Here is an 11,773-nt window from a genome sequence, read left to right on the forward strand (position 1 = left end):
ACCATGATTCGTTAATTTCTGACGGAAAGTCAAGTTTTGTATTTGGGTTATCCAAAATATTGAGACCTCAACCTAAATATGGTGCCTATTCATCAGATTAGGAATTCGATAGAATGAAGACGTCCTCAACTGAAAGCGTTTTCCTAGAGGCGCTCATGCTGAGAGCACGTAATATGAACAAGGGAGGGTATTCATGAAGAGATCTTATGCGACGGAAAGGCGGTACTTGCAAAAGGGATTGAGTTTGTTCTTCGCGGTTGTCATGCTGGCTAGTGTCGGATTATGGCCAGTATCAAAGGTTGAGGCAGCAGATTCCACGGTTACCTCGATGGATTACTTTTCGGCGGCTGACGGACCGGTCATCTCCAAATCAGGAGTCGGACAGGCCAGCTATGGCTTTGTCATGCCCATATTCAACGGAGGCGCAGCTACTTGGAATGATGTAGCGCAAGACGTGGGCGTCAAAGTGAAAGTGGGCGGCAGCTGGGTCGATATCGATAGTGTGAGCAGCTTTATTTATAATCAGAATTGGGGACATTGGATCGACGGAGGTTTTACAGGTTATTGGTTCACGCTTTCTGCGACGACAGAGATTCAGCTGTACTCGAAAGCGAATGGGGTTACCCTGGATTACAGGCTGGAGTTTCAGAACATTAACAAAACCACGATCACGGCCATGACGCCTACCCAAGGGCCCCAGATAACGGCAAGCTTTACGGGGGGCGCCGGTTTTACCTACCCTACGTTCAATAACGATCCGGCCGTGACCTATGCAGCCGTCGCTGATGATCTGAAGGTGTTTGTGAAACCGGTTAACAGCAGCACCTGGATCGACATCGACAACAACGCTGCAAGCGGCTGGATCTATGATCATAATTTCGGACAATTCACCGATGGAGGCGGCGGGTACTGGTTTAACGTTACGGAGTCGATTCACGTCAAATTGGAATCGAAAACCTCCGGGGTTAACGTTGTGTATACCATCACTTTTAATGAAGCCGTTCGAAACTCATATGTCATTACGCCTTATGAGGGAACGACCTTTACGGCAGATGCTAACGGTTCTATCGGCATTCCGCTGCCTAAGATTGACGGGGGAGCGCCGATAGGCAAGGAGCTTGATAATTTCGTATACCAGATTAACATCAACGGGCAGTGGGTTGAGCTGGGGAATTCCGGCCAGAGCGGATTTACATACGCTGCCAATGGCTACAACAACATGTCCGATGCGAATCAGTGGGGATATTGGGCCGATTATATTTATGGCCTGTGGTTTCAGCCCATCCAGGAAGATATGCAGATCCGGATCGGCTATCCATTGAACGGGCAAAAGGGAGGCAGCGTGGGCAGCAATTACGTCAACTACACGTTGATCGGCAATCCCGATGCTCCTCGTCCGGATGTAAGCGACCAAGAGGATATTGCGATCGGGACCCCAAGCGACCCGTCCATCCAAGGCATGAATCTCATTTGGCAGGATGAATTTAATGGCACGTCATTGGACACAAGCAAATGGAACTATGAACAAGGTTATTATCTTAATGATGATCCGAACACCTGGGGCTGGGGCAACGCGGAGCTGCAGCATTATACCAATAGTGCGCAAAATGTGTTCGTGCAGGACGGGAAGCTGAACATCCGCGCATTGAACGATCCCAAGTCTTTCCCGCAGGATCCAAACCGGTATGCCCAATATTCCTCCGGTAAGATTAACACGAAGAATCATTTTACCCTGAAGTACGGACGAGTCGACTTCCGTGCCAAACTCCCGACAGGCAATGGCGTATGGCCGGCACTATGGATGCTTCCGCAAGACAGCCCTTACGGAACATGGGCAGCATCCGGCGAAATCGACGTGATGGAAGCGAGAGGGAGATTGCCAGGCTCGACGAGCGGTGCCGTGCACTTCGGTGGAACATGGCCGGCGAACCAACATATTTCTGGCGAATATCATTTCCCGGAAGGGCAGAACATCAACAATGACTATCATGTCTATTCCGTCGTATGGGAAGAGGACAACATCAAATGGTATGTGGATGGCAAGTTCTTCTTCAAGGTGACGAATGAACAATGGTACTCCTTGGCCGCACCGAACAATCCGAATGCACCTTTCGATCAGCCTTTCTACCTCATCATGAATCTGGCGCTAGGCGGAAATTTTGATGGCGGCATTGCCCCGAATCCATCCGATATTCCTGCTACGATGCAGGTTGATTATGTGCGGGTTTATAAAGAAAACGGCAGCGGAAATCCTGGAAATGTGCCAGTTACCGGCGTCACGCTGAATCCAACCACCGCACAGGTGGAAGTGGGTCAGAGTCTTCAGTTAAACGCCGGCATAGCGCCCTCCAATGCAACGAATAAGCAGGTGACTTGGACCGTTTCGGGTGCGAGTGCTGCCTCTGTGAGTCAGGAAGGCGTCGTGACGGGACTCGCTCCGGGTACGGCGACCGTTACGGCTACTAGCGTCGACGGCCAGAAAACCGCTTCTTCCACGATCACGGTGGTACCGGCGCCATCCAGCGTGATTGTCATCGGCGATGAGGTGAGGGGACTGAAAAAAATCGGCAATGACTTGCTGTTCTATATCAACGGCGCTACCTTTGCCGATCTGCATTACAAGATCAATAACGGCGGGCAGCTGAACGTAGCCATGACCCCAACGGGGAACGGCAACTATACTTACCCTGTAAACAATCTCAAGCAAGGGGACACCGTCGAGTACTTTTTCACCTATAACCCGGGACAAGGGGCCTTGGATACCCCTTGGTTCACCTATATCCAAGGCGTGACCCAGGGAACGCCGGAGTAAATCGATACTTCGGCAGATCCTGCTATTAACAGGAGATACGGTTATTTAATTCGGTTTCAGGAGTGCAATTCACACCTCTAACAGGCGGGGGCGAAGTCTTACGACTTCCCTCCGTCTTTTTCCATATTGAAGAACGGAAAGGCAAAAGCGGTTCGATTATCGACTTTAAAGGCGATTTGTAAGGCTTTGAAACGTCAGTCCGGAGATATTCTAGAATATCGAATGGACGGAGACCAGCTGGAATAAAAATGGAGCATCCTAATTAAACGCGAAAAGGCTTAGGACCCGCCATAAAAGGCTGCCCTAAGCCAAACAGTTTACACACAGAAACAACATACCCTATCATCCGCTTGAAGACCCGAACGGTGATTAAGCCCTCTGAATGATTTTTTTGTCCTCGATTACATATACGGTATCGGCCACATTCTCGATCAATCGTACATCGTGCGATATGAATATGATCGTTCCCGCATAGTGCTTCATCAATTGTTCCAGCGCTTCCACCGCAGGAAGATCCAGAAAATTGCTGGGTTCATCCACCAGCAGGATGTTGTACCGTCCTAACAGCGTTTTGGCAAGCTGCAATTTCATGATTTCTCCGCCGCTCAACACGGATAAAGCCTTTCGTACGTCCTGTTGAGAAAATCCCATCGATGCCAGAACGGCTCGGATGTCCGGCACTTCATACTCACTGTCTTCCAACATGAACTCCATAACCCCTTGATCACGGTTAAACTTGTAACCCGTTTGGGCAAAATAGCCGATTTCCGCTTTAGGGGATACGGAAATACCATGCTCACGATGGAGTATCATCTTGAAAAGCGTCGTTTTGCCGGATCCATTCGCACCGGTGATCGCGATCTTGGCATCCAATGGAAATTGGAAGGAGGTCTCCTTGAAAATTTCCTTGCCCTCAAACTGTTTGCAAATGTCTTTCCCGGTAATCGGAAACGGATGATGAAGCTCCAAGGCTTTGCTTTGCCGAAAACGGATGGATTGCATGGCTTCAGGAGGTTTCACCTCACCAAGGGCTTCGATTCGATGCTCCATATTTTTAGCGGCATTATGGAGCTTTTTCTGTTTGCTGCCCGTCGATTTTTGATGAGCCAGGCGGCCGCCGCCTTCGGAGCTGTTTTTTCGTGAAGCGCCCTTGGCCTTTTGATCCACTTTTCGCGCCTGGCTAAGCTTTTCGGTAATCGCTTTTTCCAGCCGCTCCCTTTCCGCAGTAAACTGCTTATATTTTGCAGCCTGACTATGCCGCTCCTCTTCTTTTTGGCGCAAGTAATCGGAATATCCGCCCCAGTACTCCGTGATTTTCCCCTCATTCAACTCCCAGATCTTGTCGACGACTTGGTCAAGGAAATCACAGTCGTGACTGATGATAAGCAAGGCGCCGGAATAATATTTAAGCTGGTGGATCAGAAAGTCTATGCCATCCCGATCCAGGTGACATGTCGGCTCATCGGCAAAAATTCCGTGCACCTCTCCGGAGAGGGCCGCCCCGAATATTCCACAACCATATCTTTTGCTTTTATCAAAAATCCCATATGGATTCCTCCTTCAATAATCGCAGTTTCTGTTCGCAGAATCGCCTGCGATTGAAGAAGAGAGGTTTAAATAAAGAAGAACCAGTGTAAGGACCTCATAAGATTTGCCCCTTTACGTTTTTATTGACCATACGCCTAATAGAGAAAAAAACACCTGTCCAGCCCAAATCGTAGGGATGTCGTTTCCCAGGAGGTTGGATTGTACCATGTCCGATGTCAGGCCGTTTTTTGGCAATAAAAAATACAGATCCGAGTCCACAACGGGGCTTAAATCTGCATGAGTAACGAGAGAAGATGACGAAACAAAGGCATAGCAAAAAAGCTAACCGTGTCGCAATCTATGTCTACATACGCAGGAAATAAGCAGCTCAAAAAAAGCCCACATTAGTGGTTGGAACATCCGCTTTTTTGATTGCCAGCTTATCTTATACGCATGGAATGTAACATAGATCGCGAGCCTCCTCATAAATAATACGATGAATCATAACATTGACTGCTATTACTGTCAATACAGAAGGGGCAGCCCACTATAATGAGAAGCTGAAGCGTCAAAAAAAGAATTGACCATCATGGTTAACTCTGGTTGTAAGGCTGCACAAGCCGACTTATGATATAATTCTTCGTAAATAATACATTTCCATCCTTACCCGGATATCTACGTGATTTGTGAATGAATACTGAACAAAAAAGGAAGTGGATTATCTTGGAATTCGACGTGGTTATGCAGGAACTGGAGGCACTCGGCAAGGAACGGATTAAAAAAACTTATATGAGCAACGGTGCACAGGAGCCGCTTTTTGGGGTTGCTACTGGCGCAATGAAGCCGTTAGCCAAGCAAATCAAGAAAAATCAACCTTTAGCAGAGCAGCTTTACGACACCGGCAACTATGATGCGATGTATTTTGCCGGCATTATTGCAGACCCCATGATCATGACGGAAGCCGATTTCGATCGTTGGATGGATCGAGCTTATTTTTACATGCTGTCAGATTATGTGGTTGCCGTGACTTTGGCCGAAACGGAAATTGCTCAAACAGTTGCCGATAAGTGGATCGCAAGCGGTGAAGAGCTTAAAATGTCGGCAGGCTGGAGCTGCTACTGCTGGCTTTTGGGTAACCGTGCGGACACTGCATTTGATACCATCAAGATCGAGAGCATGCTCGAACAGGTGAAAGACACGATCCACGACTCCCCTGAACGAACGAAATCCGCTATGAACAATTTTATATATACCGTAGGAGTTTCTTATTTGCCAAGCCATGATAAGGCGGTAGAAATCGCGAAGGCCGTCGGCCCAGTCGAAATCAAAAGGGACAAGAAGAAGAGCAGCATCCTGCTGGCTTCCGACAATATTCAAAAAGAGATCGAGAGAGGGAAGATCGGATTTAAACGCAAATATGTAAGGTGTTAGGAACGTCTGCAATAGGAAGAATCGAGCTCAACCGAAAAGGGACAAAATATAAGCATGCATAAGTCGCGGGAAACGCGGCTTTTTTTTGTTTATGGTATCGACAAGGTTAGCGACAAGTTATCAACGAATATCGGGAGCGCCCCATTACTTACTATAATTACCAAGATAATCTATACATGATATTTAATTTGTTAATTTTTATGTAACCGCTATCATCCTATAATTTGTTTAGAAAGGAGGTAAAAGTAAAAAACAGAGAATCATTCGACATTCGGTTGTACAGAGCAAACACTAAAGAGGAGGTAGATTATGATTAAGTTTAGTAAAAAGGTAATGACGTTGGTGCTGGCGGCTTCCATGAGTCTTGGTTTGTTTGCAACAACCTCAAACGCAGCGACGGACTACTGGCAGAATTGGACCGATGGCGGCGGAACGGTCAATGCCGTGAACGGCTCCGGAGGCAATTACAGCGTAACATGGCAAAATACCGGGAATTTCGTTGTCGGCAAAGGCTGGAATACCGGATCGCCGAACCGGACGATTAACTACAATGCCGGCGTCTGGGCGCCGTCCGGCAACGGGTATTTGACGCTTTACGGCTGGACTCGAAACTCGCTGATCGAATATTACGTCGTTGACAGCTGGGGGACTTACCGGCCTACCGGAACGCATAAAGGCACCGTGACCAGCGACGGGGGCACCTATGACATCTATACAACGATGCGATACAACGCGCCCTCGATTGACGGCACACAAACATTTGCCCAGTATTGGAGCGTTCGGCAATCGAAGAGAGCAACAGGCGTAAACTCCAGCATCACGTTCAGCAACCACGTGAACGCATGGGCAAGCAAAGGAATGAATCTGGGAAGCAGCTGGTCTTACCAGGTGTTAGCGACAGAGGGCTATCAAAGCAGCGGAAGCTCCAACGTAACGGTGTGGTAACTTCCCAACCATCCACCATAAGTAAGCCGTCATCCTAATCAATCCGTTATCCGGATGCGCGTTGCAGGCCGTTCTCTGTCTGAGCAGCGGCCTTCGACGTTGCCGGAGGCGATTTGCAGACCGGGGCATGACTTATCGGTTCTTCTATCAGCTTAAAGGAGATCTATCCATGAGAAAGCTATGCATATTTCTTTTTATAGCAGCAATGCTTGTGATCGGCGCTTGTTCGCAGGATAAACCTGATAAGAAGGAAGTGCTTGTGTTCGTAGAAGGCGGGCCTATTAAGAACAATAAGTCCAACTACGCTGGACAAAGCGCGTCGTTACCGAGCTTTTATATCGGCAAATATGAGGTCACTCAAAAAGAGTGGAAAGAAGTCATGGGGAGCAATCCCTCGGAATTCGTAGGAGATCAACTGCCGGTTGAAATGGTGAGTTGGTATGACGTTGTGGAGTACTGCAATCGAAGAAGCATACAGGAAGGATTCGAACCGTATTACAACATCCATAAGGATGAAAAAGACGCAAATAATAAGAATGATAATGATCATATCAAATGGACCGTCACGATCAATGAGGGAGCTGACGGCTATCGGCTGCCTACTGAAGCGGAGTGGGAATATGCTGCAAGCGGAGGGCAGGCGAGCAAGGGTTATGCATACAGCGGAAGCCATAATGCTGACGAGGTTGCATGGTATTGGAGAAACGCCGGAGATCAATACTTATCCGGAGATTGGAACTGGCCCGTCATCGAGAACAACCATAATCAAACCCACTCGATCGGCACCCGGAAGCCCAACGAGTTAGGCATTTACGATATGTCAGGCAACGTTAGGGAGTGGTGCTGGGACTGGTACGGCGACTCGAACAGCCAGAGCGGCACCTTTCGGGTGGTGAAGGGCGGCGGCTGGATCGGCGACGTCAGCAACAACGAGATCTCGTTCCGAGGCAAATTCGATGCCAATGGCTTTGGCCCGGATCAAGGGTTTCGGGTCGTTCGCGGTGCGTAGTCAAGGAGCCAGCCGTTCCGATATTAATCGTATTGATTCTTTACTCCCCATTCGCATAACCCTTCCAAAACGGGTAATAACGTTACCGCTTTATCCGTGAGGCTATACTCGACTTTAGGGGGGACTTGAGGGTATTCTTTCCGTTTCACGAGTCCATCCGCCTCCAATTCCTTAAGCTGCGAACTCAATGTTTTGTAAGTAATGGCGCCGATCTGTCTCTTCAGATCATTGAAGCGAACCGTTTGGTTTTCTGCAAGAAGGTAGATAATGACCATTTTCCATTTGCCGCCGATCACGGACACCGTATAACCAAAAGGCGTATCTTGAATATTCTTAACTTTACCTTTAAATTCAGCCATGCTCATATTTACACTATCCTTTCGGGTAGTACCTTTCAAATAAGTGCGTACTACTTTTTTATTTGTGCTCAGTCTATACTAACCTTACTTTGAAGTAAAGGAGACGACAGCATGACTAAAAAAACGAAAACGATACGCCTGTTAATGCCGCAATGGCAAGGGGGGAACAACCCCAACTACTCTTTTGGAGCCGAACTGCTTGCTTGGCTGGCTCCGGATAATGATCAACCCCTTATCCGTGTTCCCGTCCAATCCTATGATGGAACGCCTCTTGAAAACGAGAACGGTATGAATGGCAGAACACAGCTGCTCGAACAGTTAAAGGCGGCTCATCATCTGATCCATGCACATAAGCCGGATCGCATTGTCATGTTTGGCGGTGATTGCTTGGTCGAACAAGCTCCATTTGCCTATTTGAACGAACGATACGACGGGGAGCTAGGTTTAATCTGGATTGATGCTCACAGTGATTTGGTGAGGTATGTAGGCTATGATAACGGGCATACGGTACCGCTTGGGAATCTGTTGGGAGAAGGTGATGAGGAGTTTGCCAAACATGTGAACATCCCTCTAAAACCCGAAAACGTCTTTATTGCAGGATTAGCAACGCCTACCGAACAAGAAGCCAAGGTGATCTCGGAAGGATTCCAAAAGCTAGGCATCGGTTTTGCGGAGCAGGACACGGACATGATTCAGAGGCTGGGCATTCGAACTGCTGGCACCGAGGAGTTGAAGAACAGTACTGCGCCTATGAAAGCGTGGATTAAAGAACGCGGTATTAAGCACCTGGCGATTCACCTCGATCTGGACGTGCTTGATCCCAAGGCATTCCGGTCTTTGCTGTTCGCGAACCCTGAAGAACCCTTCAATTTATCTCCACAGGGAACCATGCAATTGCCGCAGCTGCTTCATCTGCTGAAGGAACTGTCTGAAGAGACCGAAGTCGTGGGTTTAGGGATCACGGAGCATCTGCCATGGGATTCTATCTATTTGAAGAAACTGCTGGGTGAAATGCCTATTTTAAACAACTAAAAGCCACTAACCGTTTTATCATAGATGGATCATACGGGACAGAAGTCGCAATGATCAAAAAGGAGGTTTCCTGCAGCGCTTAATAGGAAACCTTCGGTCTCGATCATTCAAACCCAATCGCCGAAAATCGCGCGGGCTTTGTTCCAATCGACGCCCAAGCTGCCTTGCCAGCCTGCCCAAGGCATCTCCATGTCGGAACGGCCTTTGGTGTTGTCCAGTTCAAACTCGGCATTGATGATTGTTGCCGTGTCCGTCCAGCGGTCCGGAGAGAGCTCCAGGATGCGGTTGGGAAGCACGCCGACCCTGGCTAGCGCCTGGAGCATGCCACGGCGAATGCCTGCGTGACCCTTCAAGATTTTTTCGCCGGTTAACCGCTTCTCATACTGCCCTGGCGTTTCGCCAGCCTCGGCCCGGTCCAAGCTCTGCAGCAGCTGTCTGAAGGCGTGCTTGTCAATGTCCGTTGCTTCAACGGGCCCTTGCTCCAGCAGTTCGGCCAACTCGGCCATATCCACGTATGCGCCGAAGCTTGATCCGCTGTAATTGTTGCCCAAATGCATCGCGTAACGTATGTAAGACAGATTGTCCCAGCCTTCATGGCTGTGGCTGAAGCCACAGACCTTGCAAGCCCGAAGCCATTCGGGTTCCTCGTAAGCGTGGGGGCGTGCATGAATCATGGCGTGATAACTGGCCAGCGTGGATATGCCTCGGGGCCAGCTTCCCCCCACCCCTGCAACAAAGGCATTGCTAATGCTGGACCAGGTCAAGCGAACGTTCGAACGCAGCTCGATCAGTCGGCTTATGATTTCGTCATGCCGAATATACTGCAAATCGTTTGCGACCCATCCGCTGGCCTCCAGCAGCTCCTGCTCTGACGCAGTAAGTGTTTCTGTATTATATACGCTTACCTCTCGCTCCCGGTCATAGTTGTAATTGGTATGATGGTACAGCTTTTTCAACATGCGCATTTGTCTGTTGTCCATGGATGGCTCCTTTCATTCGACGCGGGCGGGTTGCACCCGCTCTTCAGGTAACGGCGGGTTGTCCATCTTCCATTATAAACGGAACGAGCAGCTTCGGACATACGCTTAAAGACCAAGTAGGAATAGAGCTAGAGATGAGCAATCCGATTCGAGCTTCTCAATGCCGTGAAGGTCTCCTGGGCTTCGCGCGAGTAGACGTGTGGTGTTGTGCATCCTATTTTCATGAATGAACCAAGCCGGGGAATGACAATATAAGATGGTAGTATACATCTCTGTTTCCAAAGGAGGATATCTGTCATGGCTCACCAGAAGAGAAGGAAAGAAGCTGCCTGGAAGTCGCGTAAGCAAGAACAGCATCCCCATGGTAAAATCAAATCGCTCAAGGAACTGTCCAGCGAATAGGTTGGAGAGCATACTACTTGAAAATCAAAAGACTGCCCGGTGAAAGGTACCGGCAGTCTTTTTTATCTTCAACAATCCTCTACACGACGTTTGTTTGTTCTTCTGATCATGGTTGCACTAGTAAGTCTAGATTAGATATGACATAAGGTAATGGTGATCTCGTAAAAAAGTGACTTGACACTGGAGTTTACTCCAATGTTATTTTGAATGCATGAAACCATTATATTCAATACAAGAAGTTTCTCAGATCCTTGGAATTCCCAAGGATACACTCCGCTACTATGACCGAATTGGAATCGTATCGCCGGCCCGGGAAGACAATCGGTACCGCAGGTATTCGAGTAGGGACATCATGGATTTAATGAATATTCAAATCCTGCAGTTTGCTGACTTGTCGCTTAACGAAATCAAGGGGAAGTTTGGATTCCACAGAATGGAGGAGGTTGACCCGGCAGAATGCCTGAAGGCAGCTTCGTTCCTTGATGCCAAGAATGCGGAAACGCGCGCGAAGATTGCTCATCTGGAAAAGGTCAGTCAATTGCTTGAGTTAGCAGCCGAAACGCTAAGGGACCTTAATCATGAAAGCGACCGGCGGCTAGCAGCGTTCGTTCGCGAGATTTACCAAACGATTCGCAGGAGGGAGAATGGAATATCCGAGGAGGGATGTCTTGGACATGAAGATTAAGAATCCATATTATTTAATTGCCGGTATTCTTGCCGTGCTTTTTGCCATTACGCATGCTTGGAACGGGCAATCCGCTGTATTGCCGATACTTCACGCGAGCGAGATCGCCTTGGATTCCGAGATCATATTCACGTATGTCTGGCATATCATCACAGCGGAGAATCTGGTCTATGGTATCGCGTTCATTTGCATGGCATTCCAAGGCGAACGATCGAAAATCCGGGCCGTTGCATGGTTGATCGTATCGCTGCTGATCGTACGACTGATGGTCATTCTAGGCATAACGGCAGTTCAAAATGTTTCGGCATTAACGGAAACGGTAGTCGATTCGGTTGCCATCGTATTTTATGTCATCTTCATCCTACTGGGCATTAGAATGAAGCCAAAAGGGCTCAAAGATTCGAAGCTACTATCAAGTAAGCGCTAGTGAGAGAAAACCATATCGAGAGAGTCCATGGATTTTGTTGAACATGATTCCAGTATCCCTTCATGAAATCAATCTATGCACAGCAGCCGGCCCAAAGGCCGGCTGTAGTTATTAGCCACAGGGTATAGTTATAAAACTAATGAAGGCCCATAAGGAACAGGGTA

Annotated in this window: 10 protein-coding genes and 2 pseudogenes; 9 read left to right on the plus strand and 3 right to left on the minus strand. The window is 48.4% G+C overall.

Going from position 1 to position 11,773, the window contains the following annotated elements; genetic code table 11:
- Nucleotides 1-193: 193 nt before the first annotated feature.
- Together BMX45_RS04790 and BMX45_RS04795 are read left to right on the plus strand one after the other, a co-directional pair.
- Entirely contained in the window at nucleotides 194-2,812 is a 2,619-nt protein-coding gene (locus tag BMX45_RS04790) for a family 16 glycosylhydrolase (RefSeq protein ID WP_090908732.1), read from the plus strand.
- Between the two features lie 114 nt (nucleotides 2,813-2,926).
- A pseudogene (locus BMX45_RS04795) lies at nucleotides 2,927-3,058 on the plus strand (helix-turn-helix domain-containing protein); the annotation flags it as partial.
- A 123-nt stretch (nucleotides 3,059-3,181) separates the two neighbouring features.
- Here BMX45_RS04795 and abc-f read toward each other — a convergent pair.
- Nucleotides 3,182-4,309: pseudogene (gene abc-f, locus BMX45_RS04800) on the minus strand (ribosomal protection-like ABC-F family protein); the annotation flags it as partial.
- 753 nt (nucleotides 4,310-5,062) lie between these two features.
- On the opposite strand from abc-f, the gene BMX45_RS04805 reads away from it, so the two are divergent.
- The 3 genes from BMX45_RS04805 (at nucleotide 5,063) to BMX45_RS04815 (ending at nucleotide 7,724) form a co-directional block, all read left to right on the plus strand.
- Complete coding sequence (locus tag BMX45_RS04805) at nucleotides 5,063-5,770, plus strand: DNA alkylation repair protein (protein ID WP_090908734.1); 708 nt, start codon at nucleotides 5,063-5,065, stop codon at nucleotides 5,768-5,770.
- A gap of 309 nt (nucleotides 5,771-6,079) precedes the next feature.
- A complete protein-coding gene (locus BMX45_RS04810; protein WP_090908735.1) occupies nucleotides 6,080-6,715 on the plus strand; it encodes a glycoside hydrolase family 11 protein in 636 nt (211 codons plus the stop codon).
- A 169-nt stretch (nucleotides 6,716-6,884) separates the two neighbouring features.
- Complete coding sequence (locus tag BMX45_RS04815; RefSeq protein WP_090908736.1) at nucleotides 6,885-7,724, plus strand: formylglycine-generating enzyme family protein; 840 nt, start codon at nucleotides 6,885-6,887, stop codon at nucleotides 7,722-7,724.
- Between the two features lie 23 nt (nucleotides 7,725-7,747).
- Here the strand turns inward: BMX45_RS04815 and BMX45_RS04820 are convergent, their stop codons facing one another.
- Nucleotides 7,748-8,089 (minus strand): winged helix-turn-helix transcriptional regulator, encoded by a 342-nt coding sequence (locus tag BMX45_RS04820; RefSeq protein ID WP_015735746.1) that lies wholly within the window; start codon nucleotides 8,087-8,089, stop codon nucleotides 7,748-7,750.
- Between the two features lie 105 nt (nucleotides 8,090-8,194).
- Between BMX45_RS04820 and BMX45_RS04825 the strand changes: the two genes are divergently transcribed.
- Nucleotides 8,195-9,115 (plus strand): arginase family protein, encoded by a 921-nt coding sequence (locus BMX45_RS04825; protein WP_090908737.1) that lies wholly within the window; start codon nucleotides 8,195-8,197, stop codon nucleotides 9,113-9,115.
- Between the two features lie 107 nt (nucleotides 9,116-9,222).
- On the opposite strand, the gene BMX45_RS04830 is transcribed toward BMX45_RS04825, so the two are convergent.
- Nucleotides 9,223-10,095, minus strand: a complete 873-nt coding sequence (locus BMX45_RS04830) for a hypothetical protein (RefSeq protein ID WP_090908738.1) — start codon at nucleotides 10,093-10,095, stop codon at nucleotides 9,223-9,225.
- 297 nt (nucleotides 10,096-10,392) lie between these two features.
- On the opposite strand from BMX45_RS04830, the gene BMX45_RS31705 reads away from it, so the two are divergent.
- From BMX45_RS31705 to BMX45_RS04840, 3 genes are all read left to right on the plus strand, one after another.
- On the plus strand, nucleotides 10,393-10,497 hold the full coding sequence (locus tag BMX45_RS31705) for a DUF6254 family protein (protein WP_015735743.1): 105 nt from the start codon (nucleotides 10,393-10,395) through the stop codon (nucleotides 10,495-10,497).
- Nucleotides 10,498-10,708: 211 nt separating this feature from the next.
- Nucleotides 10,709-11,182: a MerR family transcriptional regulator gene (locus BMX45_RS04835; RefSeq protein ID WP_090908739.1), complete on the plus strand. Its 474-nt coding sequence runs from the start codon at nucleotides 10,709-10,711 to the stop codon at nucleotides 11,180-11,182.
- Complete coding sequence (locus BMX45_RS04840) at nucleotides 11,172-11,609, plus strand: hypothetical protein (RefSeq protein ID WP_090908740.1); 438 nt, start codon at nucleotides 11,172-11,174, stop codon at nucleotides 11,607-11,609. The genes BMX45_RS04835 and BMX45_RS04840 overlap by 11 nt, the downstream gene beginning before the upstream one ends.
- Nucleotides 11,610-11,773 lie beyond the last annotated feature (164 nt).

Source organism: Paenibacillus sp. cl141a (assembly GCF_900109305.1).
Lineage (GTDB): Bacteria > Bacillota > Bacilli > Paenibacillales > Paenibacillaceae > Paenibacillus_AQ > Paenibacillus_AQ lautus_A.